This is a genomic window from Burkholderia sp. L-4, assembly GCF_056856535.1.
Genome location: NZ_JBXEOX010000002.1, coordinates 1,361,247 through 1,387,174, shown reverse-complemented (window position 1 = coordinate 1,387,174; position 25,928 = coordinate 1,361,247). Strand labels below are relative to the sequence as shown.

Here is a 25,928-nt window from a genome sequence, read left to right as displayed (position 1 = left end):
CGATCGAAGACGTGACGGGCCGCGCCCGTTACCACCCACGCAGCGGGTCGCTGCCGCACGGCACGATCACGCATTAGGCCCGGCACTCGCTGAGTGCCGGGCCTTTTTTTGTCGCCAGCCGGACGATCACGGTGCGGGATCGGGTCGCGGGAACAGGCACGGATGCGTTTTCACGTACAGATTCGGATTGCCGCAGCGGTGGCCCGCATAGTCGATCTGCTCGCCCGGCATGAGGTCGGCCGGCACCGCCTTGCGCGCAGCGGTGGGCCTGGCCTCGGTCGTGCCGGAACGTGTCGACACGCAGCCCGCGAACAGCGGGACGATCAGGACTGCGATCAAGGCTAGACGGATGGCGGGACGATGCACTTTTCGGTCCGGAATGAATGTCTGAACAGGACCGCCCGCTTTCCATGCTGCTGTCGCGAACGGCACGCATGCCGCCGGCCACGTCGGCCATCGGCAGGCTTCATGTTCCGCTTCCCGCTCGTCGCGCCCATGACGCGAACATGACGGTTGCATCATGCCGGCCGGATCCCGACGGCACGCTGCCTGCTCGCGCAATCTGACGTTTTTTTCATCTCGCGATCACGATGACGCACGGCCGCTTTCGCATACTGGGTCCATGGTTCGCCACCCGGCGACCTGATCAAGGAGAACACTCGATGAAAACGGCAAAACTCGCAGCACTGTTCGTCACCGCCACGCTGTCGCTCGGCATGGCCACGCAGGCCGCGTTCGCGCAAACACAACCGCAGGGCAAGAGCCGCACGCAGGTCGTCAACGAACTGAAGCAGGCGCAGCACGACGGTGTCGTGCCGACGGGCAAGACGCAATACCCGCCGACCGGCGAGATCGTCGCGCGCAACAAGGAGCTTCACGGGATTTCGGTGCACGGCGGCGAGAAAAAGCCGCAGACCGACAACCACGACAACCTGACCGCACGGCAATGACGCTCGGCCACACGCGTGCGGGCAGCACGCCGCGCGCGGCCGCCACCGGGCGAACGCGCGAACGTGCCCGCCCGCGCTGTCAGGTGCCGATGGCCGCCGGCCGGTTCGGCTCGGCCGGCCGGCGCGGAAAGCGCAGCCAGAACGTCGTGCGGCGGCCGGGATCGCTGTCGACGCCGCATTCGCCGCCGTGATTGTCCATGATCGACCGGACGATCGCGAGGCCGAGCCCGGTGCCCGACGCGGAATTGTGCCGTGACGGATCGACACGATAGAAGCGCTCGAAGATCCGCCCGACATGCTCGGCCGCGATGCCGGGCCCCGTATCCGACACGGCGATCGTCGTCGCGCCGCCCTGCTCGACGCAATCGATCGTCACGACGCTGCCGCGCGGCGCATAGGTCAGCGCATTGGACAGCAGGTTGCTCAGCGCACGCTGGTACAGCGTGAGGTCCGCGTCGACCCACGCGTGGCCATCGACCTTCACCGTCACCCCCTCGTCTTCCGCAAGCGACTCGTAGTAGCCGGCCACCCGCTCCGCCTCCTCGGCCGCATTCAGGCGCCGCACGCCGATCGACGTGCCGGCCTGTTCCGAGCGCGCGAGAAACAGCATGTCCTCGATCATCCGCGACAGCCGCTGGTATTCGTCGATACTCGACTCGATCACGCTCCGGTATTCGTCCGCGCCGCGCGGCTGCGACAGCACGACCTGCGCGGCCGCCTGCAGGTTCGTGAGCGGCGTGCGCATGTCGTGCGCGAGATTCGACGAGAACTGGCTCAGCCGCGTGAACGACTCGTTCAGGCGTTCGAGCATCCCGTTGAACGCATGCTCGAGTTCCTTCAGCTCGCCGGACGTATCGAGTTCCGGCAGCGGATGCGCGAGCCGGCTCGTCGACATCTGCTCGGCCCGCGCCGCGAACCGCCGCAGCGGGCTCAAGCCGAGCGCGGCGATACCGTAGGCCATCGCGGCGGCGAGCACCACGCCGAACACCTCGATCACGACGATCGTATAGGCATGCGTGCGCAGCAGCAGCAGGTCGGCGCTGCGGTCGTACTGCACCGCGACGCGCACCACCGGGCCACCGGCCCCCGCGCCGGCGAGCGGCACGTTCGTCACGAGGTACTGGTGCCGCGCGCCGGGCGGCGCGATGCCGACCGGCACGCGCCCGGCCTCCAGCGACATCAGCGGTGCATACGGGCGGAAACCGGGCGTGCCGACCAGGCGCGTGCCCGTGGCGTCGAAGATCGCGAGATCCATGTTCGGATGGCCGTGCAACTGGTCGATCCAGATGTCGGCGTTGCGCGCGACGTCGGCCGGCATGCGCACCCCGGCCAGGTGGGCGCCCAGCGCGGCGGACGTGCCGGCCATCTGCTCGGCCGCCGTCGTTTCGACGCGATTGCTCAGCGCCTCGTAGAGCGCAACACCGCTCGACGCGAGGATCACCGACGTCGACAGGATGATCAGCGCGGTCAGGCGTCCGCGCAGCGTACGCGGCAGCAGATGCGCGATCATGCGGCCGCGCCGCCGCGCGCTTCGAGCACGTAGCCCATGCCGCGCACCGTGTGGATCAGTTTCGGCTCGTACGCGTCGTCGATCTTCGAGCGCAGCCGCCTGATCGCCGAATCGACGACGTTCGTGTCGCTGTTGAAGTTCATGTCCCACACTTGCGACGCGATCGTCGCGCGCGGCAGGATTTCGCCTTCGCGGCGCATCAGCAGCCACAGCAGCGCGAACTCCTTCGCGGTCAGCAGGATCGTGTCGCCCTGCCGCGTGGCCTTGCGGCGCGTCAGGTCGAGTTCGAGATCGGCCACGCGCAGCGTGTTCGAGTCGCGCGGCTGGCCGCGCCGCAGGATCGACTTGATGCGCGCGGTCAGCTCGACGAAGTCGAACGGCTTCGCGAGATAGTCGTCGGCGCCAAGCTCGAGCCCCTTCACGCGATCGCCGACATCGTCGCGCGCGGTGAGGAACAGCACCGGCGTCGACTTGCTGCGCCGCAGGTTCTGCAGCAGCGTCCAGCCATCCTGGCCGGGCAGCATCACGTCGAGCACGAGCAGGTCGTACTCCTCGGTCTCGGCCTGATGCTGGCCCGTGATGCCGTCCTCGACCCAGTCGACGACATAGCCGGCCTCGGTGAGGCCCTTGCGCAGATACGCGCCCGTCTTCGGTTCATCCTCGACAATCAGAATTCGCATCACGCATGACCCTTGAAGAAACCCAGCCGGCGCAGCACGCCCGCACCGAGGCCGCCGCGAAACGCGGCGCGCCAAGACACCGCATGGCTGACGCGGTACAGCACGGGCAGCACCAGCAGCGTCAGCGCCGTGGACGACAGGATACCGCCGATCACGACCGTCGCGAGCGGCCGCTGCACCTCGGCGCCGGTGCCGGTCGCGAACGCCATCGGCAGGAAGCCGAGCGACGCGACGAGCGCGGTCATCAGCACCGGCCGCAGCCGCGTCAGCGCGCCGTCGCGCACCGCGGCGTCGAGCGGCATCCCCTCGTCGCGCAGGTTGCGGATGAACGAGATCATCACGAGACCGTTGAGCACGGCGACGCCCGACAGCGCGATGAAGCCGACCGCCGCCGTGATCGACAGCGGAATCCCGCGCAGCCACAGCGACACCACGCCGCCGCTCAGCGCGAACGGAATGCCGGTGAACACGAGCAGCCCGTCCTTCACGTTGTTGAACATCACGAACAGCAGCACGAACACCATGAACAGCGCGAGCGGCACGACGAGCTTCAGGCGCTCGCTCGCGCTCTGCAGCTGCTCGAACTGGCCGCCCCACGACACCCAGTAACCGGCCGGCACGCGCACGTCCTGCTGCAGCTGCTCGCGCGCATCGGCGACGAACGAGCCGACGTCGCGGCCGCGTACGTTCGCGCTGACGACGACGCGCCGCTTGCCGTCCTCGCGGCTGATCTGGTTCGGGCCCGGCGCGACGTCGATCGTCGCGAGCTCCGCGAGCGGCACGTACGGCGCCGCCGCAATCGGCCCGCTGGCGCCCGCCGCCGGCGCGGGCAGCGCGATCGGCAGCCGCTTGATCGCCTCGATGTCGGAACGCAGCTCGTCGGGCAGCCGCACGACGATGTCGAAGCGGCGGTCGCCCTGGAACAGCGTGCCGGCCTTCTGCCCGCCGACGGCCGCGGCCACCGAGTCCTGCAGGTCGGCGACGCTCACGCCGTAGCGCGCGAGCTTGTCGCGGTCGAGGTTGACGGTCAGCACCGGCAGCCCGGTCGTCTGCTCGACCTTCACCTCCGACGCGCCCGGCACCTTCCGCAGCGCGGCCGCGATCTGCTCGCCGGTCTGGTTCAGCACGGCCATGTCGTCGCCGAAGATCTTCACCGCGACGTCGCTGCGCACGCCCGAGATCAGTTCGTTGAAGCGCAGCTGGATCGGCTGCGAGAACTCGTACGCATTGCCCGGCAGCGCGGCGAGCGCGGCCTCGATCTCGCGCACCAGTTGGTCGCTCGGCTTCTTCGGGTCGGGCCACCGGTCGGCCGGCTTCAGCATGATGTAGCCGTCCGACAGGTTCGGCGGCATCGGGTCGGCCGCGATCTCGGCCGTGCCGGTGCGCGCGAACACGCGCTCGATCTCGGGGAAGCGCGCCTTCAGCGTCTTCTCGATCGATTTCTGCATCTCCACCGACTGCGACAGGCTCGTGCCGGGAATCCGCAGCGCGGAGACGGCCAGGTCGCCTTCGTTGAGGCTCGGGATGAACTCGCTGCCGAGCCGCGTGGCCAGCCCGAGCGTGACCAGCACGATCGCGCCGGCGCCGATCATCACGCGCGCCGGGCGCATCATGAACGCGGCAAGCACCGGTTCGTACGCGCGCCGCGCCCAGCCCATTAGCCGGTTCTCCTTCTCCTCGACCCGCTCGCCGATGAACAGCGCGACGGCCGCCGGGATGAACGTGACGGTGAGCACCATCGCGGCGGCGAGCGCCATCACGACGGTGATCGCCATCGGGTGGAACATCTTGCCTTCGACGCCGGTCAGCGCAAAGATCGGCAGGTACACGACCATGATGATCAGTTGCCCGAAGATCAGCGCGCGGCGCGCTTCCTGCGATGCACCGAACACCTCGGCGAACCGCTCCTCGCGCGTGAGCGGCCGCCCGGCCGCCGCCTGCGCATGCGCGAGCCGCCGCACGCAGTTCTCGACGATCACGACCGCGCCGTCGACGATGATCCCGAAGTCGAGCGCGCCCAGGCTCATCAGGTTCGCGCTCACCTTCGCGTTGACCATGCCGGTGAAGGTCATCAGCATCGACAGGGGAATCACGAGCGCGGTGATCAGCGCGGCGCGGATATTGCCGAGGAACAGGAACAGCACGGCGATCACGAGGATCGCGCCTTCGAGCAGGTTCTTCTTCACCGTCGCGACGGCCTTCTCGACGAGCACGGTGCGGTCGTACACGGGAATCGCCTTCACGCCGGCCGGCAGCGTGCGGTTCACGTCCGCCATCTTCGCGGCGACGGCCTTCGACACCGTCCGGCTGTTCTCGCCCATCAGCATGAAGACCGTGCCGAGCACGACCTCCTCGCCGTTCGACGTCGCGGCGCCGGTACGCAGCTCGCGGCCGATGTCGACCGCGCCGACGTCCTTCATCCGCACCGGCACGCCGCCGACGTTGGTCAGCACGATGTTCGCGATGTCGTCGACGGTGCGCGCCTGGCCCGGCACGCGCACCAGGTACTGCTCGCCGCGTTTTTCGATGTAGCCGGCGCCGACGTTGTCGTTGTTGCGTTCCAGCGCGCGCACGACGTCGGCGAGCGTCAGCCCGTACGACATCAGCTTCGCCGGATTCGGCGCGACGCGGTACTCCTTCACGTAGCCGCCGATCGAGTTGACCTCGGTCACGCCGCGCACGTTGCGCAACTGCGGCCGGACCACCCAGTCCTGCAATTCGCGCAGGTCGGCCGCCGTATAACGCGTGCCGTCGGGTTTGCGCGCGCCGGCGTCGGCCTCGACGGTCCACAGGTAGATCTCGCCGAGGCCCGTCGACGTCGGCCCCATCGCGGGCGCGATGCCGGCCGGCAGCTTGTCCTTCGCCTCCTGGATGCGCTCGTTGACGAGCTGCCGCGCAAAGTAGATGTCGGTGCCGTCCTTGAAGATCACGGTGACCTGCGACAGCCCGTAGCGCGAGATCGAGCGCGTCTGCTCGAGGCCCGGCAGCCCGGCCATCACGGTCTCGACCGGATAGGTGATGCGCTGCTCGGCCTCGAGCGGCGAATAGCCGGGCGCGGACGTGTTGATCTGGACCTGCACGTTCGTGATGTCGGGCACCGCGTCGATCGGCAGCTTCTGGTAGCTGAACACGCCCAGTGCGGCCACGGCCGCGATCGCCAGCATCACGAGCCAGCGGTGCGCAATCGCAAAGCGGATCAGGCGCTCAAACATGTCGAAATTCCTTGAAACGGGGAACGGTCGCCCGCACCGGACGAGCCGCCCGGCCGGTCACGCGGCGCGCCGGAAAGCGGGCCGCCAGTCGGGCCGCCATCCGCGCAATGGCGCACACATATCGCTCATTCATGTTCGGCGCTCCCCTTGCCGAGTTCGGCCTTCAGCACGAAGCTGTTCGACGCCGCGTATTCCTGGCCCGGCTTCAACCCCTTCAGCACCTCGGTCGCGCGCTCGTCGCGCCGCCCCGTCTCGACGGCCTGCGCGACGAACCCCTTCGGCGAGCGCACGAACACCGACGGCGCGCCGTCGACATCCTGCAGCGCCTCGCTCGCGACCGCGAGCGGCACGCCCTGCTTGCCCGCGTCGACCGACACGTTCACGAACATCCCCGGGCGCCACACGCCGTCCGGGTTCGGCAGCATGACACGCGCGGGCGCGGTACGCGTCTGTTCGCCGAGCAGCGAGCCGACGTATGCGATCGGGCCGCTCGAACGCGATTCGAACGCGGTCGCGCTGACGGTCGCGTCGCGGCCGACGCGCACGTCGTTCAGCCGCTGCGCCGGCACGGCCATCTCGGCCCAGACGGTCGACAGGTCGGAAATCACGAACAGGCTCGCATCGGCGGCGATCGCCTCGCCGGGCGTCGCGTGTTTCTCGACGATCGTGCCCGCGAACGGCGCACGCAGTTCGTAGCGGTTCAATGCCCCCGCGCCGGCCGGCGCATTCAGCGCGGCGAGCTTCTGCCGCGCGTTCTGCACGGCGATCTCGGCCTCGCGCAACTGCACCTGCGCCTGCTGGTAGTCCTGCTCGGCCGAGATGCGCTCCTGCCACAGCGTCCGTTCGCGCGCGTAGGTCGCACGCGCGCCCGACAGCCGGCGCTCGGCCGTCAGCAGTTCGCTGCGGCGGTCGGCCAGGTCGGTGCTGGCGATCACCGCGAGCACCTGCCCCTTCGCGATGTTCTGCCCGAGCGATACCGACACCTGCTCGACGATGCCGGCCACGCGCGGCACGACATGCGCGGTGCGGTCCTCGTTGAACTTGATCTCGCCCGGCAGCTGGAATGGCGTCGCGATCTGCGCGGGGCCGGCCTTCGCGAGTGCGATCCTCGACGCCGTCAGTTGCGCGTCGGTCAGCGCGATCGCGCCGTCGGCGCGCGCGAACGGGAACGATGCGGCGTCGCTGCCGGCCTTCACGTCGATCGTCGCGTCGAACACGTGCGGCTTCGCGATCGACTGGGCGGACACGAACTTCGGGCCCGACGCGTCGAAACGCAACGGCTCGCGCGTGCGGTCGTACCGCACCAGCGTGCCGGACACGGTGACGCCCTGGTCGGCCGGTTTGCCGTCGACGAACGGATAGACGACGAGCCGCGCGTCGCCGGGCTTTTCCGTCATCACGATCTCGACGGACAGCTTGCCGCGCTTCAGCACGACACCGCCGTGCGCGCCGGCGCCATCGGCCGGCTGCGCGGCTTCGGCGCCCGCGGGCGCCGAAGGGTTGCTCCCGCCGCGTGTAACGGCGAGCGCGCCGATCACGATCCCTGCGCCGCCGAGCACGGCCGCCGCGATAACGAAGATTCTGCTGCGTGACATGATGATCCTTCCGGTAAGAGTGCCGCTTATTGCGCGACGGCCGCGAGCGGCGTGCCGACGAGGCGGCCGATATCGGCGCGGGCCGAATGGGCGTCGGCGAGCGCGCGCACGTATTGCGACTGCCCCTGGAACAGCGTGCGCTGTGCATCGAGCACGTCGAGGAAGCTGAACTTCCCGAGTTCGTAGCCGCGCGACATCGCGTCGAGCGCGACGCGCGCGGCCGGCAGGATGTCGGACTTCAGCCGCTGCGCTTCCTGCTCGGCGGCCTCGAAATTCGCGTAGGCTTGCGTGAGCGCCAGCCGCAGGCGCATGCGTTCGCAATCGAGATCGGCATTCGCGCGCTCGGCCTTGTGCGTCGCCTCGAGCAGCGCGCCCTTGTTCGTGTTGAACAGCGGAATCGGGATCGATACGCCGACCACGGCCTGGTTGTCGGGCACGCCGCCCGTCGTCACGCGCTTCACGCCCGCGCTGACCGTCACGTCCGGAATGCGCCTCGCACGTTCGAGCGACACGGCCGCGTTCGAGCGCAGCATCTCGGCGCGCGCGATCCGCGCGAGCGGCGCATCGTCGAGCTGCGCGGTCAGCGCGGGCAGCGGCTCGACCGGCGGCACGGTTTCGAGGTCGCCGAGCACGGCGAGCCGGTCGCCGCGCGCTTCGCCCATCACCGCGTTCAGCTTCTCGCGCGCGACGTCCACCTTGCCGCGCGCCGTCACGACTTCGATCCGCACGCCGGCCGCCGCCACCCGCGCCTTCGTCGCCTCGACCGGCGACACCTTGCCGGCCTGCGCGCGGCGCCCCGCGAGATCCGCGGAGCGCGCGGCGATCGCGGCCGATTCCTCGGTGACCTGGAGCTGCCGCTGCGCGGCGAGCAGCCCGTAGAACGCGGCGATCACGTCGGCGCGCACGACCGCACCCTGCTCGTCGAGCGACGCGCCGGCCGACTCGCGGCCGTACGACGCGACGTCGAGCCGCGCGCGGCGCTTGCCGCCCAGTTCGATGGTCTGGTTGATCAGCGCGGTCGACGTACGTTCGTTGCTGCGGAAGCTCTCCTGCAGGAACGACACTTCGGGATTGGGGCGCGCGCCGGCCTGCAGCAGCGCGCCGGCCGACGCATCGACGTCCGCGCGCGCGCCGCGCAGCGCCGGATTGTTCCGGGCCGCGACGGCGAGTGCATCGGAAAGCGTCAACGACGGGGCGGGACGTGCGTCGGACGGCGGTGCGCCGATCGGTGCGGCGCTGCCGGCGGCAGCTGTCGCCGGCGGCGGCAGCGACGGCTGCGCATACGCCGTCGCGGCCATCGCGAAGGCGACGGCCGCGGAGAGAGGGAGCTTGAGCATGTTCGGTTCTGCGGTAACGGTTGCGACCGATGCTACGGTCGGGCCGCAGTGCGAACATGAGGCGAAGATGATATTTCCGTCATGTTGGACGCAGCCGCACGCAGACGCGCGGCGCCCCGTGGGGACGGTGCCCCGTTTTGACGATCGGGAAAGTTCGGTGAGCGCGCGGCGCGACGGCCGCGCGAAAGACTGCGGAGGCTCGGGGCTTCGGCACGCGCGGGCCGCCGCCCCGCACGCGAATCAGGTGACGGGTTGTTTCGCGCGCCGGCGTTGCACGAGCCAGTCGAGCAGTTGCCGCCCGTCGCGCTCGCCGAACCAGCGCGCGTGCCCGATCAGGTAGCCGTCGTACGCGATGTCGACGATCGCCGGCGCATCGATGATGCAGCCGAAATACGCGACTTCCGACAGCGCGAACTCCGTATGCACGATCGGCAGCAGCGCGACCAGCGCGGCATACACGTCGTCGTTCAGCGGTTCGAGCGATTCGTAACCGTCGAGCAGCGCGTCGATCTGATCGTACTCGATGCGCCGCGCATCGGCCGGCGCCATCCAGTCGATCGTATTGCGCTCGATCGCGAGCGCGAGGTCCATCACCGCGCAGGTACGATCCGACAGGCCGAAATCGAGCACGGTCCGCACCTGTGCGCCGGGGCCCGCCCCGGTCCACAGCAGGTTCGACGCATGCCAGTCGCCGTGCGTCCACAACGGCGGCAACGCGGGCAGCAGCGGCACGAGGCGCGCGTGATACGGGCCGATCGCGTCGGCCACGTCGCCGCGCCAGTCGCGCGAACCGAGTGCACGCACGAGCAGCGGCTGCGCCTCGACCCAGCGTTCGAGCGCGCCGGCCAGATCGGCGGACGACAGCACGCGAAAACTCGACAGCAGCGTCCGTACGGGGCGCGCCGGCGCAGCGTAACCGGCCGACGCGCGATGCAGCTCGGCCAGCGCGCGGCCGGCCGCGTAGGCGTGCGAAGGATGCGTGAACGGTTGCCACGACGTCACGCCGCGATACGGATCGACGCCGGGCGCGAGCACGTGCACCTCGTACGTCCACTCGCCGGACGCAAACGCGGTCGCGCCGTCGCGACCGGCCAGCACGTCCACCACGGGGATGCCGCGTTCGCGCAGATGCGCGATGAAGCGATGCTCTTCCTCGAGGCCCGCGACATCGCGCAGGCTCGCATGATGACGCTTGACGAACAACCCGCGCCCGTCCGCCATCCGCACGAGCACCGCCGCCGCGAACTGCCGCGGGCTGTGCCACGTCAGCCGCGCCGGCTCGCCCGCGCCATCGATCCGCGCGAGTATGGCCGCCACCTCGTCGTGCGTCATCAGCGGCCAGTCGCGTTCGGCCTGCTCGCCGTCGACGCCGAATTGCGGCGGTGCGACGTCACGCGACAGGGGGCCGTCCGGCTCGAGGGGGAATGACATGAACGACGTTGCTCCGTGGTTGAATCCGTGCGTGAATCAGCGCGCGCCGCCGCCCGGCGCCAGCGCGCCGCCGGCCGCCGCGCGCAACGCGGCGGCGGTCCGGCTCCAGTCGCGCCAGCCGACGACGGCCAGCCCGATGAACAGCGCATAGAGTCCGGCCGTCAGATACAGTTCCTTGAACACGAACATCCCGACGTAGACGACGTTCACGACGATCCACAGTCCCCACGACGCGATGTAGCGCCGCGCGGTCCAGTATTGCGCGACGAGGCTGAACGCGGTCAGCGACGCGTCGACGAACGGCAGCGCCGCGTCGGTCCAGCGTGCCATCATGCCGCCGAGCAGCGCGCTGCCGATGACGGCCGCGACCAGGTCGGGCAGCATCTGGCGCGGCCGCACGCCGGTGACGGGCGCGACGTCGCCGGCCGGCGCCGCGCCGCCGCCGCCGGCTTCGCTCGCGCGCTGCGCGAGCCAGCGCTGCCAGCCGTACACCTGCAGCACCGCGAACGCGCCCTGCAGCAGCATGTCCGAATACAGCTTCGCATCGAAGAAGATCCAGCCGTACAGCGCAACCGACGCGAGCCCGACCGGCCAGCACAGCATGCGGCGCTTCGCGGTCAGCCAGATCGCGAGCGCGCTGACGATCACGCCGGCGATTTCGAGTGGGGACATCGTCTGTGCTCTCCTGGTTGGCTGCCGGGGCCGCGCGTCACGCAGCCGGTTCCCGGTCATCAGAAATCATAGGTCAACGACACGCGCGCGGTGCGCGGCGCCCCCGGGAACAGGTACGCATCGCCCTGCTGCTCGCCCGCGTCGCGCCAGTAGAACTTGTTGAACAGGTTGTCGACCGACACGCGCAGCACCGTGCGATGGCCGCCGATCTTCGTCGTATAGCGCGCGCCGAGATTGAACACGAACCATGACGGCACGCGCGCGGTGCCTTCCTCGTTCGCGTTGCGCGCCGCGCTGTACTCGACACCGCCGAGCACGTTCAGCCCTGCCACGCCCGGCACCGCGTAATCCGCATACAGCGACGCGCGCAGCGCGGGCACGTTGATGATCTGGTGCCCTTCGTAGGCCGGCGACCCCGAATCGTACGCGCGGGCGCGGATCGCCGCGACGCTGGCCGTCAGCCCCAGCCGCTCGGTCACGCGCCCGGCCGCGCCGAGCTCGATCCCCTGGTGCCGCTGCGTGCCGCGCTGCACGAACGTGTAGGCGGTGCCCGACGCATCCGGGTCGGCGAACTGGAACGGCTTGCTGATCGAGAACACGGCGGCCGTGAGGCTCAGCCGGTCGAGCCAGTCGTATTTCGCGCCGACCTCGATCTGGTGCGATTCGACCGGCGGCAGGAACGCATACGCATTGGTCGCGCGCACCGGCGCCTGGTCGCCGAGCGACAGCGCCTTGCTGTACGACGCATACAGCGACAGCACGTTGACCGGCTTGTAGACGAGCGCGACCTGCGGCAGGAACACCGAGCGGTCGGTGTGCGTCGTGTCGCCGTCGAGACTGCTCCAGCTGCGCTGGCGCAGCAGCACTTCCTTGCCGCCCGCGAGCACCTGCCAGTGTTCGCCGATGCTGATGCGGTCGAGTCCGAACACGCCGTACTGCCACGAATCGAGCTGCGGATACGACGGCCCGGGCGTATTCGGCGACGGTGCAAACGTGACGTCGGGTCCGTCGATGTTCTCGCTGCCGACATAGTCGTACACGGCGGTCGCCATGTGCACGACGCGACGCTGCACGCTTACGCCGAGCGTCAGTTCGTGCCGCAGCGGTCCCGTCGCGAACTTGCCGGTCGTGACGGCGCGCAGGTCGTCGTTGCGCCGGTATTCGCCGGGGCTGCGGAAGTCGTACACGTCGTAGTCGCCGTTCGCGCCGAAGAAAAACGGCGACGTCGCGCCAGCCGTGCAGCTTGCCGCGTAATAGCAACCGTACGCGAACGCGCTGTTGTCGTCGATCATCGTGCGGCTGCGGCCCGCGGCGACGTACGCCTTCCAGTCGTCGTTGAACTGGTAGTCGAAGCGGGCGTTCAGGTTCAGCGCATCGGTCGTCACCGGTTTCGCCCACGGCTGCGTGCCGAGCGCCTTCGACGTCGTCTTGACCGACGGCACGACGGTGCCGCCGAGCAACTGGTAGCCGGGCGCCGAGCGCTGGATCCACTGCTGGAATTCGGCGTTGAGCTGCAGGCTCGCGCGCGGGCTGATGTCCCAGTCGGCGGCGATCGAGCCGAACGTGCGCCGTCCGTTCGTGCCGTCGATGTAGGCGTGCATGTTCTCCTTCGCGGCGTTGATCCGGAAGCCGAACTGATGGTCGGGGCCGAAGCGGCGGCCGAGATCGACGGCCGCCGACGTCGAGCCGCGGCTGTCGACGCCGCCCGTCACGCTCGCGACGTTCGCGGAGCGCTTGGTCACGAAGTTGATCACGCCGCCCGGCGCGACGACGCCGCTGTCGATGCCGGCCAGCCCCTTCAGGATCTCGACGCGCTCCTTGTTCTCGAGCGGCACGTTCTGCTCGCCCGACACCGTCAGCCCGTCGATCCGGATCGCGCTCGCGAGATCGACCGGAAAACCGCGGATCGCGAAGCCTTCGAAATAGCCGACCGGCGCGTAGTCGTTGACGACCGATGCGTCGTTGCGCACGACGTCGCTCAGCCGCTTCGCCTGCTGGTCGTCGATCAGCGCGCGCGTGACGACGTTCACCGACGCCGGTGTATCGCGCAGCGGCGCGTCGTCGAGCCCGGCCACCGACGCATTGCGCGCGCGCAGCGTGCCGCCGCGCTCGCCGCTCACCGTGATCGCGGGCAGCGTCGCGGTGCCGGCCGCGTCGGCGTCCGGTGCGGGCGCGTCACCCGGTGCCGCGGCGGCCTGCGCCGCGAAAAGCGTGATGCCGAGGCCGACTCCGAGCCCGACCTTGGTGCGCCGCCGCCGTGCGGACGTCGCTGTTGTTCGATTCACCGTCATTGTTCTGGATGGAAAACTCGCCACTCGACCCTGTCGAAATCCGTTACGAAGCTGCGAAGCATGCCCCCGCGGACGCAATCCGCACCGTCACCGGCCGCGTGCGGCGACACGCCATTCATCAGACGAACCGGACGATATGGCACGCACGCATGCCGGTCAGCCAGGAAGACGCGGGATGGGACATCGGATTCAGGTGACGCGCCGGGCACCGACGCAGCCGCCGACGGATTCGTCGGGCGCGGGCGGGCGGCCGGCGGCATCGCGCGGTCGTGTCATGCGGGGGACGCTTCGAACGCCCCGGTGCGGGCGGCGGGCGCTTGCGCCGGCCGTTCGTCGGAACGGCGGCCTGCCCGTCGCGCGCGACATCGCGGCGTGGCGCGCATTTTACCCCGGGCGGGACCGATGGCCGTGAAATCGGGCGGAACGGGAGGCGGGAACGGCGGGATGGGGGAAATAGGCTGCGGAGGGCGCGCCGGCGGCGGCGGCGCGATCGCGCCGCGCATCGTGCGCGGCGACCTCGACGACCGGTGCGGTCACGCGCCGGTCGAACGGACGAAAACCGGCGCGGGAATCACGGCCCGCTACCGGTTCGACACCGCTCAGAACCCCTGCATCGTCACGGTCGGATCGACGACGAGATGCACGACGCCGTAGATCACCGCGCCGACCAGCAGCGCAAGCAGGATCGCCACGAACGGCAGCAACGTGAAGTTGGCGTTCGCGAGATCGGTCGCGTGCGACTTGCTGTTGCGCACGCCGAAGAAACTCCACAGGACCAGGCGGACCATGCCGAGCAGTTTCATGATGGGCTCCTTTCATCGAATCGGTTGACGCTATCGTCGATCCGACCGGCATCCGAAAAAAGAAGCAGTTGCGCGCGCTTTTCGCGCAGCAGGCCGTCTGCGGCGGCGTGTCGCAGGGCGCGTCAGCGGTCGAGCACGAGCGGCTCCGCGGCGCCTGGCGCGGGCCGCGCGACGCACAGCAGCGCGCAGCCCGGTTCGACCGGCGCGTCGGGCGCTTGCGCGTAGTCGACCGCGCCGGACAGCACGCGCGTCGCGCAGGTGCCGCACGAGCCGGAACGGCATTCGGACGGCACGGCCACGCCCTCCCCCTCGGCGAATTCGAGCAGCGTGCCGTCGGCAGGTGTCCACGCGGTTTCACGCGCCGTGCGCCGGAACACGACCGGCACGCCCGGCACCGCTCGCGCGAGCGTCTCGCGCGCCACACGACGCGAGACGCTCGACGGCCCGAACGCCTCGAAGCGGATGCGTTCGTCCGGCACGTTCAGTGCGCGCAGCCCGTCGTACAGGTCGCGCATGAACGCCGCGGGCCCGCACAGGTAGAAGTCGTAGTCGTCGAACGACAGGATCCGCTTCAGCTGCGCGACGTCGATGCGGCCGGCCCGCGCGGCCGAGCGTTCGTCAGGATGACTGTCGAACCAGTGCAGCGACAGGCGCGCGTCGGCGGCCGCGATGGCCGCGAGTTGCGCCGCGAACGGCCGGTCGGCCGCATCGCGTGCGCCATGCACGAACACCACGCGGCGCGACGGCGTGTCGTCGGCCAGTGCGCGGCGCAGCATCGCGACCATCGGCGTGATGCCGATGCCGGCCGACACGAGCACGGCCGGGCGCGGGCTCGCGAGATCGAACGTGAAGCGGCCGCGCGGCATCTGCGCGTCGAACGTCATGCCGGCCAGCGCATGATCGTGCAGCCACGCCGATACGCGCCCTTCGCGCTTCACGGTGATCCGGTAATGCGCGCCGCCCGGCGCATCCGACAGCGTGTAGCTGCGAATCGCCGGCGCATCGCCGCCCGGCAGCGCGACGCGCAGCGTCAGGTGCTGCCCGGCTTCGTAGGCCGGCAGCACGCCGCCGTCCGCCGGTTCGAAATGAAACGACCGGATCGCGCGCGCTTCGTCGACGATCTTCGCGATGCGCAACGGCCGCCATGCGGGTGCCGATGCAGGCACGGCGGACGGCACCGGGACCGCCTGCGCGGCGCCCGCCGAAGCCGCCGCCGTCGTCGCGAACTGCGGCGCGCGCTCGACCGCCGACCACCGGAACGGCAGCACCGCACGCAGGCGCCGCACTTCCCGCACATGGAACCGCACGACACGCTGCGCGCCGTCGAACGACGCGACGAGCGGCCCGTCCCACACGATCTCCGCGCGCGCGGCGACAACCAGCAAGTCGCCGCTGTCGAAATCGATGAACAGCAGCCCCGCGCGCGGATCGTGCTGCAGGTTGCCGAGCGTGTTGAAGAAGCGGTTGCCGCTGAAATCGGGCGTCGTCAGCGTGTTCGCATCGTCGACGCGCACAAAGCCCGGCATCCCGCCGCGATGCGACACGTCCGCGCCGCGCGCGGCGCCCGCCTCCGCCGACGTGTTCGCGCTCGCGACGAAGAACGTATCGGCCTGCGCGAGCAGCGCGCGGTCGGCGTCGCTCAATGCGTCCGACACGTCGGGCGCGACGGCCGCATCGGCTTCGCGTGCGATGAACGTGGGCTTGCGGCCCTGGATGTACTTCGCGCAGTTGCCGAAGCTCTGCTCGACGGCGATCGTCAGCGCATCGCCGTCGACCGCGCGCACGACGCCGTTCACGCGATTGCGCCGCCGCGTATCGAATTCGATCCCGAGCCCGCCGAGCGCCGCGCCCGGTTGCCAGGTACCGGCCAGCGGATCGCCCGGCAGCGCGCGCGCCGCGATGCGCAGCGTGCGCGGGTCCGGCGACGTGACGAAACCCGGCGCACCGGCGCGCAGCGTCGCCCACGGCTGGCCGTGCGCATCGACGCCGCCGAGCACGAAGAACGGCAGTTGCGCGAAGAACGCGCGGTGCTGGTCCGGCATGAAGCGCCGGATGCCGCGCCGGCCGGCCGCACCCGCCGCGTCCGTCACGCCTGCGCGCTGCTGCACGGCAAGCTCGCCCGCGTGAAACGGCGCGGTGTCGAGTTCCCAACCCGGTACGACGGCGGTCGGCGCGTTCATCGCATGCTCCTGACGAGGCCTGGTTGAAGGGGAGGTTACGCGGCGAGCAGGCCCGCGCGCGTCGTCGGCATCGCGACGAAGCCCGGCAGCGCCTCGATACGCGCCAGCCATGCGCGCACGTGCGGATACGGTTCGAGCGACACGCCGCCTTCCGGTGCGTGCGCGATGTACGTATAAGCGGCGATGTCCGCGATCGTCGGCTGCGCGCCGGCCGCGAACGGCTTGCCGGCCAGCTCGCGATCGATCACGTCGAGCACCTTCGCGGCCGTACGCTTGGCGGCCTCCGGATCGAGCTGCGCGCCGAACACGGTCACGAGCCGCGCGGCAGCCGGGCCCGACGCGATCGGGCCGGCCGCATACGACAGCCAGCGCTGCACGACGGCCGCGCCGACCGGATCGTCGGGCAGCCAGTGCGCGTCGCCGTAGCGCTTCGCGAGGTAGACGAGGATCGCGTTCGAATCGGCGATCACGGTGCCGCCGTCGTCGATCACCGGTACCTGCCCGAGCGGATTCAACGCGAGAAAAGCCGGTTCGCGCTGCGCGCCGGCCGCGAGATCGACGTCGATGGTTTTGGACGGCAACCCGAGCAGCGACAGGAACAACCGGACACGGTGCGCGTGGCCGGACAACAGGAACGAATAGACGCGGATCGGCGAGGCAGGCTTGCGGGCGGCAGACATGGAAACACTCCGGATTCTCGCGCCGCCGGGAATCGGCGACGAACGGCTCCAGCGTAGCGCTCGCCGTTCGTCGCCAGAAGACGGATAATCGCGGAAACATTATCCTCTTTCATAGGACAATCGACGATGGCCGACTTGCGCGACGTGAACCTGAACCGGCTGGCGATCTTCGTCGCGGTGGTCGAGGCCGGCTCGCTGACGGCCGCGGCCGAGCGGCTCGGCCTCGCGAAGACGGTCGTCAGCACGCACATGCAGCGCCTCGAATCCGAGGTCGGCACGAACCTGCTGGTGCGCACGACGCGGCGGCTGAGCGTGACGGATGCGGGGCGCGTGTTCTACGACGCGTGCCGCGACATCGTGCGCGCGACCGAAACCGCGCTCGACGCGGTATCGTCCGACGCCGGGCCGCTGCGCGGCACGCTGCGCGTGAGCGTGCCGATCGACTACGGCGCTTTGGTCGTCGCTCCGGCCGTCGTCGCGTTGCGCGACCGGCATCCGGGGCTCGACGTCGAACTGGTGGCGAACGACCGCGTCGTCGATCTCGTCGCGGACAATCTCGACGTCGCGATCCGCATCGGCCGCCTCGCCGATTCGAACTATCGCGCGGTGCAGCTCGGCACGTACGAGAAATGGCTGGTGGCGAGCCCGGCGTTCGTCGCCCGGCACGGGCTGCCGCGCGATCCGGATGCGCTCGCCGCGCTGCCGTTCGTGATGCTGTCGACGCTGCCGCGCCCGCACACGCTCGAACTCGACAACGCGAGCGGCGGCAGCGCGGCCGTCCGCTGTGCCGCACCGGTCGTATCGAACACCGCGACCGCATGCCGCGCGATCGTGCTCGCGGGCGGCGGCTTCGGGTTGCTGACGGATTTCTCGACCGCGGACGACGTCGCGGCCGGCCGGCTCGTGCGGCTGCTGCCCGCGTGGCGCTCGGCACCGGCCGGAATTCATGCGGTGTATCCGTCGACGCGGCTGCCCACGCCGAAGGTGCGGGCGTTCATCGATGCGATGAAGGAGAGGATTGGCGACACACGGCCGGCACGCAAGACGAAACGCGAACGCTAGCGCGCGCCGGTTGCGTGCCCGCGCACGCCATTCATCCGACGAATCACGACGTCCCCGCGATCAGGCGCCGCCATGCACGGCGCTCATGCGCGGCATGAAAACTAATCGATTGTTGGCGCCCCGGATCGACGCCGACAATCCGCTTCATGCCCCCTCGTTTGCGGTACGGGCCATTCACCCTCCCAATCGGCACGTCACGATCCATGAACCGCCCAGTCCCTCTTCCTTGCATCGCTGCGGCCCGCACGGCCCCGCCGGCACCGTCCCTTGCCCGCCCCCGCACTTGCGGCGAAGCACTCGTCGGCCTGCTCGAACGTTACGACGTCGAATGCGTGTTCGGCATTCCCGGCGTGCATACCGTCGAGCTCTATCGCGGGCTCGCCGAGTCGTCGATCCGCCATGTGACGCCGCGCCACGAACAGGGCGCCGGTTTCATGGCCGACGGTTATGCACGCGTCACCGGCCGGCCGGGCGTCTGCTTCATCATCACCGGGCCCGGCATGACCAATATCGCGACCGCGATGGCACAGGCCTACGCGGATTCGATCCCGATGCTGGTGATCTCGAGCGTCAACGCGCGGCGCGAGCTCGGCAGCGGCGACGGCCGTCTGCACGAGCTGCCGTCGCAGCGCAACGTCTTCGCGGGGCTCACCGCGTTCTCGCACACGCTGCTGGACGCGGCCGACCTGCCGCAGGTCCTCGCGCGCGCATTCGCCGTCTTCGAAAGCGCGCGGCCACGGCCCGTGCATATCGAGATTCCGCTCGACGTGATCGTGATGCCGGCGCCCGCGCTGCCCGCCACCCCGCCCGCGCTGCCCGCGCGCCCCGCGCCTGATGCCGGTGCGCTCGCGGCGGCCGCGGACCTGCTCGCCCACGCACGCCGGCCGCTGATCCTGGCGGGCGGCGGTGCCGTGCAGGCGGCAGCCGAATTGCGCGAACTCGCCGAACGCCTGCACGCGCCCGTCGCGCTGACGATCAACGCGAAGGGCCTGCTGCCGGCCGGCCATCCGCTGCTGATCGGCTCCACCCAGTCGCTGCCGGCCACCCGCGCGGCGATCCGCGATGCCGACGTGGTGCTCGCCGTCGGCACCGAGCTCGGCGAAACGGATTACGACGTCACGTTCGACGGTCGCTTCGCGATCGACGGACGGCTGATTCGCATCGACATCGATGCGCAGCAGCTGATGCGCAATGCCCGCGCGGAGATCGCCATCGCCGGCGATGCGCGGCTCGCGCTCGGCACGCTGTCGACCCGTCTGCACGAAAAACCCGCGCCGACACCGGAAGCCGGCTGGGGTGCCTCACGCGTGGCCGCCGTGCGTGCCGAGATCGCGTCCGGCCACGACGGCCACGTGCGCGCGCAGGCGCGACTGATCGACACGGTCGTCACGACGCTGCCGGGCGTGATCGTCGCCGGCGATTCGACGAGCCCCGTCTACGTCGGCAATTTCACCCACGACGCGCCCGCGCCGCGCAGCTGGTTCAACTCGTCGACCGGCTACGGCACGCTCGGCTACGGGCTGCCCGCCGCGATCGGCGCGAAGCTCGCCGCGCCGGCGCGCCCGGTCGTCTGCCTGATCGGCGATGGCGGCCTGCAGTTCACTTTGCCGGAGCTCGCGAGCGCGGTCGAGGCCCGCCTGCCGGTGATCGTGATCGTCTGGAACAACCGCGGTTACGGCGAGATCCGCAAATACATGATCGCGCGCGACATCACGCCGGTCGGCGTCGATCCGTACGCGCCCGATTTCGTGGCGCTCGCGCGCGCCTTCGGCTGCGCGGCTCACGCGGTCGCGACGCCCGCCGCACTGGCCGCCGCGTTGCGCGACGCCGCCGCGCGCGCGATTCCGACTGTGATCGAGATCGACGAAGCGGCGTGGTTCGGCCAGGTGCAGCCATGAGTCCGGCCGCCGCGTTTCGTTTCGATCCGCCGCTGCATACCGGGCTCCTCATCGATGGCGTGTGGGGACCCGGCGTCGGCGGCGCCACGCTGCCCGTCGTCGATCCGTCGACCGAAGCGGTCCTCGCGCGGGTCGATGCCGGCGACGACGCGGACGTCGAGCGCGCCGTCCGGGCCGCGGCCCGCGCGTTTCCCCGCTGGAAACGCACGACGGGCACCGCGCGCGCGGCCCTGCTCCGCGCGATCGCACGCGGCGTCGACGCGCACCGCGCGCGGCTCGCGACACTGCAGTCGCTCAACAACGGCAAGCCGTTCGCGGAAGCGGAGATCGACGTCGCCGACGTGATCGCCACGTTCGACTACTACGCCGGCCTCGCCGAACGGCTCGACACGGACGGCGAAACCGAGGTCGCGCTACCCGACGATCACCACCGCGCGTGGATCCGGCGCGAACCGGCCGGCGTCGCCGCGCTGATCGTGCCGTGGAATTTCCCGATGGTGACGACGGCGTGGAAGCTCGCGCCCGCGCTCGCAGCCGGCTGCACCGTCGTGCTGAAGCCGTCCGAGATCACGCCGCTGCCCGAACTCGAACTCGCCGCGATCGCCGCCGCGGCGGGCCTGCCGCCCGGCGTGCTGAACGTCGTGACGGGCACCGGTCACGACGTCGGCGCCCCACTGTGCGCGCATCCGCTCGTCGCGAAGGTGTCGTTTACCGGCAGCACGGGGGTCGGTGCGCAGGTCATGAAAGCCGCCGCGGACACGATCAAGGGCATCGGCCTCGAACTGGGCGGCAAGTCGTCGATCGTCGTGTTCGACGACGCCGATCCCGACCAGGCGGTCGAGCTGATCGCCGGCGGCGGCCTGTTCAACGCCGGGCAGATGTGTTCGGCGACCTCGCGCGTGCTCGTCGCCGCGCCGCTCGCCGAAGACCTGATCGCGCGTCTCGCGCGGCGGATCGACGCGACCGTCGTCGGCCCGCCGTTCGCCGAGGGCGTGCAGATGGGCCCGCTGACGAACCGTGCGCAATACGAACGCGTGAAGCACTACCTCGCGCAAGGCCGCGCCGACGGCGCGCGGCTGGTGGCGGGCGGCGACGTGCCCGCCGGCCCCGGTTACTTCGTCCGGCCCGCGCTGTTCGCCGACGTGCCGACCGACAGCGCGCTGTGGCGCGACGAAATCTTCGGGCCGGTGCTGTGCGTCCGCACATTCGATACCGAGGACGACGCGATCGCGGCCGCCAACGATACCGAATACGGGCTCGTCGCGACCATCGTCACGCGCGACACGGCACGCGGCAAGCGGGTCGCCGACGCACTCGAGGCAGGCGTCGTGTGGATCAACACACCGCAGCTGATCTATCCGCAAACCTCATGGGGCGGCTACAAGCGCAGCAGCGTCGGGCGCGAGCTCGGTCCGTTCGGGCTGGCTGCGTTCCAGGAGATCAAGCAGGTCATGATGCCGGCCCGCTGAGGCCGCCCGGCTCATGCGTTTATCTCATGCCGCGCATGCGGATATTTCGTTTGTTGCGGAAATTTGACCTCCCTACAGTTCATCCACACCCCGCGCCGCCGTTCGGCGACCGGCATCGAACCACCCGGCATCGTTCATCAGGAGACGGCCATGCAACACTTCAAGGCGGGCAGAAGGCAGGTGATCAAAACCCTCGGCACGGCACTCGCCGCATCCGCCCTTCCGATGCCATTCATCAGTACTGCGAAAGCGCAGTCGAGCAGTTTCGCGGGAAAGACACTTCGGCTGCTCACGTGGTCTGACGATACCGGCGCGGCCGCGCTGCGCAACATCGCGGAAACCTTCAGCAAGCAGACCGGCGCGCGCGTGATCGCCGACCGTGCGGACGGCACGTCGGGCATGGTCGCCAAGGTCAAGGCCGCCGGCGAGCGGCCGACCTACGACGTGATCACGCTGGCCGGCGTGGGCGCGGCGGGCCTCGCCGACGCGGGCCTGCTCGCGAAGCCGGACCTGAACCGGCTGCCCAACCTGAAGGACGTCGCGCCGCAGTACCGCACGGGCGCGAACGGGTTCGGCATCGGCTACCTGCTGTGGTCGGACGGACTGATCTACAACACGTCGACCATCAAGACCGCACCCGCGAGCTACGAAGCGCTGTGGGATCCGAAATATGCGGGCCGCCTGTTCCTGCCGCCGCCGGAATGGGCCGAGGCGGTCGATCTCGCGATCGTCGCCGCGAAGCTGGCCGGCGGTTCGCAGCAGAACATCGAGCCCGGCTTCCGCAAGCTCGCGGCGCTCAAGGATCGCGTGATGACGCTCGGCGAGAACCCGAACCAGATCGCCGACCTGTTCCGCACCGGCTCGCTCGACATCGGCGGCATCTATTCGCCCGCGTTCTTCCCCGACCAGATCCGCAAACCCGACTACAAGATGGGCGTGACGTACGGGATGAAGGAGGGCTTCGCGACGCAACTGATGTTCACGGTGATTCCGAAAGCGCACCCCGGCGACCTCGATCTGATCCATGCGTTCATCAACCACACGCTCGACGCGGGCGTGCAGGGCCGGATGGCGGCGGACGTGCTGAACGGGCCGGTGAACGCGAAGGCCGTGATCCCGGCGGAAAGCCGCCCGTTCGTGCCGTCGCCGCAGCAGATCGCGGAGAAGGCCATCCTGCACGACGACAAGGCCCTCGCGGCCGTCCAGCCGGCGTGGATCAAACGCTATACCAGCCTCTTCGCGGCCTGACGACATGGCCTCGCTGCCCTCCTCCCGTCACGCGGAGCCGGTCGCCGCCGGCCAGGCCGGCGGCGCTCAGGCCGCCGCCGCGCGGCCCGGCGTGCCGCCGTGGCTGCTGCTCGCGCCGGTCCTCGCGTTCCTCGCGGTGCTCGCGGCCGCGACGCTCACCGTGCTGCGGATGAGCGTCGGTACGCCGGGCGACGAATGGCGCACATTCACGCTGCAGAACTACGCCGATCTCGCCGATCCGTACTTCATGCATTCGCTGTGGCTCACGCTGCGCCTCGCGTTCGAGAGCATGGTGTGCGCGATGCTGCTCGCGATCCCCGTCGCGCTGGCGATGGCGCGCGCCGAATCGCGGCTCGCGCGGCGACTCATGCTCGCCGGCGTACTGCTGCCGCTGCTCGTCAACCTGCTGCTGCAGGGCTACGGCTGGCTCGTGATGCTCGGCCCGGCAGGCTTGCTCAACCGCTCGCTGCTGGCGGCCGGCATCGTCGAACGGCCGCTGCAGCTCCTGTACCGCGAACACGGCGTGCTGCTCGGGCTGATCCAGACGGCATTCCCGCTCGCCGTGCTGCCGCTGTCGAGCGCGCTGCGCGCCGTGTCCCGCTCGTACGACGAAGCGGCCGCGACGCTCGGTGCGACGCGCTGGCAAACGCTGCGGCACGTGACGTTGCCGCTCGCGATGCCGGGGCTCGTGTCGGGGGCGCTGCTCGTGTTCGCGTACAACGCAAGCGCATTCGCGGTGCCGCTCCTGCTCGGCGGCCGGCGCGTGCCGATGCTCGCGGTGCTCGTGCACGACCAGGTCGCGCCGCTGCTGAACTGGCCGGCCGCTTCGGCGTCGGGTGTCGTGCTGATGGGTGCGACGCTGGTCGTGATGGCCGTGTCCCAGCGCCTCGTGCGCGCCGTGCAACATGACGAGGTGACCCGATGAATGCCCTTTCGCCGCGCGCGCCGCTGCCGGGCCGCCTGAGCCGCTCGACCGGCGCGCTCGCGACGCTCGTGCTGTTCGCCGCCGCGATGCCGATCCTGACGATGATCACGATGTCGTTCGGCTCGTCCGGCACGCTCGAATTCCCGCCGCGCGATTTCAGCCTGCACTGGTACCGCGCCGCCTGGCAGACCTTCGTGGCCGGCGACGCGGGCAGCGCCCAATCGATGGGCGCCGCGCTGACGACGAGCCTCGTCGTCGCGATCGCGACGATGCTGGTCGCAACCGCGGTGTCGGTGCCGTCCGCCTATGCGCTGTCGCGCTACCGCTTCCGCGGCAAGACGCTGGTCGAACAGCTCGTCGCACTGCCGGTCGTCTATCCGCTCGTCATGCTCGGCCTCGCGCTGCTGCTCGTGTTCAACGCGCTGCCGGTCGAGCTCGGGTTCGTGCGGCTCGTCGTCGCGCACGTGATCCTGACACTGCCTTTCACCGTGAAGAACTGCGTCGCGTCGGTCGCGTCGATCGGCCCGGAATTCGAGGAAGCCGCGTGCCTGATGGGCGCGAGCCCGCGCCGCGCGTTCGTCGATGTCGTGCTGCCGCTGATGCGCCCGGGCGTCCTCGCCGGCATGCTGTTCGCGTTCATCGTGTCGTTCAACGAATTCACCGTGACGTTCTTCCTGTACAGCGTCGACACGATGACGCTGCCGGTCTGGCTCTACAGCCGCACCGTGTCGTCGCTCGACCCGACCGTGTTCTGTTTCGCGGTGTTCACCGTCGCGATCGATTTCGCGCTGATCTGGATGCTCGAAAAACTCGTCGGCGACAAGGGCGTCGCGCTCTGACGCGCGTACGGCTCCGCCTTCGCCCATCCAAGGAATCCCCATGACCCAGCTCACCCTCCAGAACGTGACGAAGCGCTTCCATCACGCGTATGCCGTCGATCACGTCGATCTGTCCGTGCCGGACGGCAAGCTCGTCTGCTTTCTCGGCCCGTCGGGCTGCGGCAAGACCACGCTGATGCGGATCATCGCCGGCCTCGAGACACCGACGTCGGGCACGATCACGTTCGCCGGCCGCGACCTCACGCACGTGAGCGCCAACCGGCGCGATTTCGGCATGGTGTTCCAGTCGCTCGCGCTGTTCCCGCACATGACGGTCGCGCAGAACATCGCGTATCCGCTGCGGCTGCGCAAGACCGCCAAGGCCGCGCAGGCGCGGCGCGTCGCGGAGCTGCTGGAGCTGATCCAGCTTCCGCACCTGGCCGACCGGCTCGTCACGCAACTGTCGGGCGGGCAGCGCCAGCGGGTCGCGATCGCGCGCGCGATTGCCTCTTCGCCGCGCCTGCTGCTTCTCGACGAGCCGTTGTCGGCACTCGACGCAAAGCTGCGCGAGGCGATGCAGGTCGAGATCCGGCTGCTCCAGCAACGGCTCGGCATCACGACAATCATGGTCACGCATGACCAGCGCGAAGCGATGACGATGGCCGACGAGATCGTCGTGATGGAGAAAGGCCGCATCCAGCAGGTCGGCCGGCCGCTCGACATCTATCGCGATCCGGTCAACGAATTCGTCGCGGATTTCATCGGCCTCGGCAACATCCTGCCGGTCGCGTGCGATGGCGACGACGCGATCGTGCTGCCCGGCGGGCAGCGGCTCGCGATCCGGCGCGCGCCCGACACGCCGCGCGCGGACGACGCCGTGCGCCTGCTGATTCGCCCCGAGGACGTGTGCGTGCGCCCGATCGCGGTATCGCCGTCCGCACCGAACACGCTCGCCGGCACGGTCACGTTCGTGCGCGACGTCGGTGCATCGATCGAGGCGACGATCGATTGCCGCGGCTTCACGCTGACGGCCGCGACGACGCCACGCGAGACGCCCGACCTGCACGTCGGCATGCCGGTCGCCGCCGAACTGCCCGCGCATGCCTGCAAACTGATCGCCGCACGCGGCGCCTGATGCCCTTTCCCTCCCTCCAGCGCAGCAACAAG

20 protein-coding genes are annotated in these 25,928 nt (G+C 70.0%); 8 read left to right on the top strand and 12 right to left on the bottom strand.

Annotation, left to right across the window (positions count from 1 at the left end; genetic code table 11):
• Positions 1-126: 126 nt before the first annotated feature.
• The gene (locus AC1VVG_RS23130) at positions 127-522 is read right to left on the bottom strand and encodes a hypothetical protein (RefSeq protein WP_482836384.1); all 396 of its coding nucleotides are present in this window, start codon (positions 520-522) and stop codon (positions 127-129) included.
• Positions 523-662: 140 nt separating this feature from the next.
• On the opposite strand from AC1VVG_RS23130, the gene AC1VVG_RS23125 reads away from it, so the two are divergent.
• Positions 663-950: a DUF4148 domain-containing protein gene (locus AC1VVG_RS23125; RefSeq protein ID WP_034185587.1), complete on the top strand. Its 288-nt coding sequence runs from the start codon at positions 663-665 to the stop codon at positions 948-950.
• 79 nt (positions 951-1,029) lie between these two features.
• Here the strand turns inward: AC1VVG_RS23125 and AC1VVG_RS23120 are convergent, their stop codons facing one another.
• The 11 genes from AC1VVG_RS23120 to AC1VVG_RS23070 form a co-directional block, all read right to left on the bottom strand.
• Entirely contained in the window at positions 1,030-2,460 is a 1,431-nt protein-coding gene (locus tag AC1VVG_RS23120) for a heavy metal sensor histidine kinase (RefSeq protein ID WP_482836382.1), read from the bottom strand.
• On the bottom strand, positions 2,457-3,140 hold the full coding sequence (gene irlR, locus AC1VVG_RS23115) for a heavy metal response regulator transcription factor IrlR (RefSeq protein ID WP_006490455.1): 684 nt from the start codon (positions 3,138-3,140) through the stop codon (positions 2,457-2,459). The genes AC1VVG_RS23120 and irlR overlap by 4 nt, the downstream gene beginning before the upstream one ends.
• Positions 3,140-6,352 carry an efflux RND transporter permease subunit gene (locus tag AC1VVG_RS23110; protein ID WP_482836380.1) on the bottom strand — a complete coding sequence of 1,071 codons (3,213 nt, stop codon included), beginning with the start codon at positions 6,350-6,352 and terminating at the stop codon, positions 3,140-3,142. Before AC1VVG_RS23110 ends, irlR begins: the two co-directional genes overlap by 1 nt.
• A gap of 125 nt (positions 6,353-6,477) precedes the next feature.
• Complete coding sequence (locus AC1VVG_RS23105; protein WP_482836379.1) at positions 6,478-7,947, bottom strand: efflux RND transporter periplasmic adaptor subunit; 1,470 nt, start codon at positions 7,945-7,947, stop codon at positions 6,478-6,480.
• A 26-nt stretch (positions 7,948-7,973) separates the two neighbouring features.
• A complete protein-coding gene (locus AC1VVG_RS23100; RefSeq protein WP_482836377.1) occupies positions 7,974-9,284 on the bottom strand; it encodes a TolC family protein in 1,311 nt (436 codons plus the stop codon).
• Between the two features lie 240 nt (positions 9,285-9,524).
• Positions 9,525-10,715, bottom strand: coding sequence for a phosphotransferase enzyme family protein (locus tag AC1VVG_RS23095; RefSeq protein WP_482836375.1), 1,191 nt, complete (start codon positions 10,713-10,715; stop codon positions 9,525-9,527).
• 36 nt (positions 10,716-10,751) lie between these two features.
• On the bottom strand, positions 10,752-11,387 hold the full coding sequence (gene pnuC / locus AC1VVG_RS23090) for a nicotinamide riboside transporter PnuC (protein ID WP_059558612.1): 636 nt from the start codon (positions 11,385-11,387) through the stop codon (positions 10,752-10,754).
• Between the two features lie 59 nt (positions 11,388-11,446).
• The gene (locus AC1VVG_RS23085) at positions 11,447-13,678 is read right to left on the bottom strand and encodes a TonB-dependent siderophore receptor (protein WP_034185580.1); all 2,232 of its coding nucleotides are present in this window, start codon (positions 13,676-13,678) and stop codon (positions 11,447-11,449) included.
• Positions 13,679-14,277: 599 nt separating this feature from the next.
• Complete coding sequence (locus tag AC1VVG_RS23080) at positions 14,278-14,481, bottom strand: DUF2970 domain-containing protein (protein WP_034185578.1); 204 nt, start codon at positions 14,479-14,481, stop codon at positions 14,278-14,280.
• Between the two features lie 122 nt (positions 14,482-14,603).
• Positions 14,604-16,661, bottom strand: a complete 2,058-nt coding sequence (locus AC1VVG_RS23075; protein WP_482836373.1) for a pyridoxamine 5'-phosphate oxidase family protein — start codon at positions 16,659-16,661, stop codon at positions 14,604-14,606.
• Between the two features lie 35 nt (positions 16,662-16,696).
• On the bottom strand, positions 16,697-17,341 hold the full coding sequence (locus AC1VVG_RS23070) for a glutathione S-transferase family protein (RefSeq protein WP_059558623.1): 645 nt from the start codon (positions 17,339-17,341) through the stop codon (positions 16,697-16,699).
• 126 nt (positions 17,342-17,467) lie between these two features.
• Between AC1VVG_RS23070 and AC1VVG_RS23065 the strand changes: the two genes are divergently transcribed.
• From AC1VVG_RS23065 to AC1VVG_RS23035, 7 genes are all read left to right on the top strand, one after another.
• The gene (locus AC1VVG_RS23065) at positions 17,468-18,403 is read left to right on the top strand and encodes a LysR family transcriptional regulator (protein WP_059558626.1); all 936 of its coding nucleotides are present in this window, start codon (positions 17,468-17,470) and stop codon (positions 18,401-18,403) included.
• A gap of 203 nt (positions 18,404-18,606) precedes the next feature.
• Entirely contained in the window at positions 18,607-20,301 is a 1,695-nt protein-coding gene (locus tag AC1VVG_RS23060; protein ID WP_482836371.1) for a 5-guanidino-2-oxopentanoate decarboxylase, read from the top strand.
• The gene (locus tag AC1VVG_RS23055) at positions 20,298-21,770 is read left to right on the top strand and encodes an aldehyde dehydrogenase family protein (RefSeq protein WP_175028454.1); all 1,473 of its coding nucleotides are present in this window, start codon (positions 20,298-20,300) and stop codon (positions 21,768-21,770) included. Before AC1VVG_RS23060 ends, AC1VVG_RS23055 begins: the two co-directional genes overlap by 4 nt.
• A 150-nt stretch (positions 21,771-21,920) precedes the next feature.
• Positions 21,921-23,018 (top strand): ABC transporter substrate-binding protein, encoded by a 1,098-nt coding sequence (locus tag AC1VVG_RS23050; RefSeq protein ID WP_034185574.1) that lies wholly within the window; start codon positions 21,921-21,923, stop codon positions 23,016-23,018.
• Between the two features lie 4 nt (positions 23,019-23,022).
• A complete protein-coding gene (locus AC1VVG_RS23045; protein WP_069704541.1) occupies positions 23,023-23,943 on the top strand; it encodes an ABC transporter permease in 921 nt (306 codons plus the stop codon).
• Entirely contained in the window at positions 23,940-24,782 is an 843-nt protein-coding gene (locus AC1VVG_RS23040; protein WP_482836368.1) for an ABC transporter permease, read from the top strand. Before AC1VVG_RS23045 ends, AC1VVG_RS23040 begins: the two co-directional genes overlap by 4 nt.
• Before the next feature lie 40 nt (positions 24,783-24,822).
• Entirely contained in the window at positions 24,823-25,896 is a 1,074-nt protein-coding gene (locus tag AC1VVG_RS23035) for an ABC transporter ATP-binding protein (RefSeq protein ID WP_034185571.1), read from the top strand.
• Positions 25,897-25,928: the final 32 nt, after the last annotated feature.

Bases quoted from the DNA above. Each gene is read 5' to 3' on its own strand.
- AC1VVG_RS23130 (WP_482836384.1), bottom strand. From the start codon at position 522: ATGATGCAACCGTCATGTTCGCGTCATGGGCGCGACGAGCGGGAAGCG.
- AC1VVG_RS23125 (WP_034185587.1), top strand. From the start codon at position 663: ATGAAAACGGCAAAACTCGCAGCACTGTTCGTCACCGCCACGCTGTCG.
- AC1VVG_RS23120 (WP_482836382.1), bottom strand. From the start codon at position 2,460: ATGATCGCGCATCTGCTGCCGCGTACGCTGCGCGGACGCCTGACCGCG.
- irlR (WP_006490455.1), bottom strand. From the start codon at position 3,140: ATGCGAATTCTGATTGTCGAGGATGAACCGAAGACGGGCGCGTATCTG.
- AC1VVG_RS23110 (WP_482836380.1), bottom strand. From the start codon at position 6,352: ATGTTTGAGCGCCTGATCCGCTTTGCGATTGCGCACCGCTGGCTCGTG.
- AC1VVG_RS23105 (WP_482836379.1), bottom strand. From the start codon at position 7,947: ATGTCACGCAGCAGAATCTTCGTTATCGCGGCGGCCGTGCTCGGCGGC.
- AC1VVG_RS23100 (WP_482836377.1), bottom strand. From the start codon at position 9,284: ATGCTCAAGCTCCCTCTCTCCGCGGCCGTCGCCTTCGCGATGGCCGCG.
- AC1VVG_RS23095 (WP_482836375.1), bottom strand. From the start codon at position 10,715: ATGTCATTCCCCCTCGAGCCGGACGGCCCCCTGTCGCGTGACGTCGCA.
- pnuC (WP_059558612.1), bottom strand. From the start codon at position 11,387: ATGTCCCCACTCGAAATCGCCGGCGTGATCGTCAGCGCGCTCGCGATC.
- AC1VVG_RS23085 (WP_034185580.1), bottom strand. From the start codon at position 13,678: ATGACGGTGAATCGAACAACAGCGACGTCCGCACGGCGGCGGCGCACC.
- AC1VVG_RS23080 (WP_034185578.1), bottom strand. From the start codon at position 14,481: ATGAAACTGCTCGGCATGGTCCGCCTGGTCCTGTGGAGTTTCTTCGGC.
- AC1VVG_RS23075 (WP_482836373.1), bottom strand. From the start codon at position 16,661: ATGAACGCGCCGACCGCCGTCGTACCGGGTTGGGAACTCGACACCGCG.
- AC1VVG_RS23070 (WP_059558623.1), bottom strand. From the start codon at position 17,341: ATGTCTGCCGCCCGCAAGCCTGCCTCGCCGATCCGCGTCTATTCGTTC.
- AC1VVG_RS23065 (WP_059558626.1), top strand. From the start codon at position 17,468: ATGGCCGACTTGCGCGACGTGAACCTGAACCGGCTGGCGATCTTCGTC.
- AC1VVG_RS23060 (WP_482836371.1), top strand. From the start codon at position 18,607: ATGAACCGCCCAGTCCCTCTTCCTTGCATCGCTGCGGCCCGCACGGCC.
- AC1VVG_RS23055 (WP_175028454.1), top strand. From the start codon at position 20,298: ATGAGTCCGGCCGCCGCGTTTCGTTTCGATCCGCCGCTGCATACCGGG.
- AC1VVG_RS23050 (WP_034185574.1), top strand. From the start codon at position 21,921: ATGCAACACTTCAAGGCGGGCAGAAGGCAGGTGATCAAAACCCTCGGC.
- AC1VVG_RS23045 (WP_069704541.1), top strand. From the start codon at position 23,023: ATGGCCTCGCTGCCCTCCTCCCGTCACGCGGAGCCGGTCGCCGCCGGC.
- AC1VVG_RS23040 (WP_482836368.1), top strand. From the start codon at position 23,940: ATGAATGCCCTTTCGCCGCGCGCGCCGCTGCCGGGCCGCCTGAGCCGC.
- AC1VVG_RS23035 (WP_034185571.1), top strand. From the start codon at position 24,823: ATGACCCAGCTCACCCTCCAGAACGTGACGAAGCGCTTCCATCACGCG.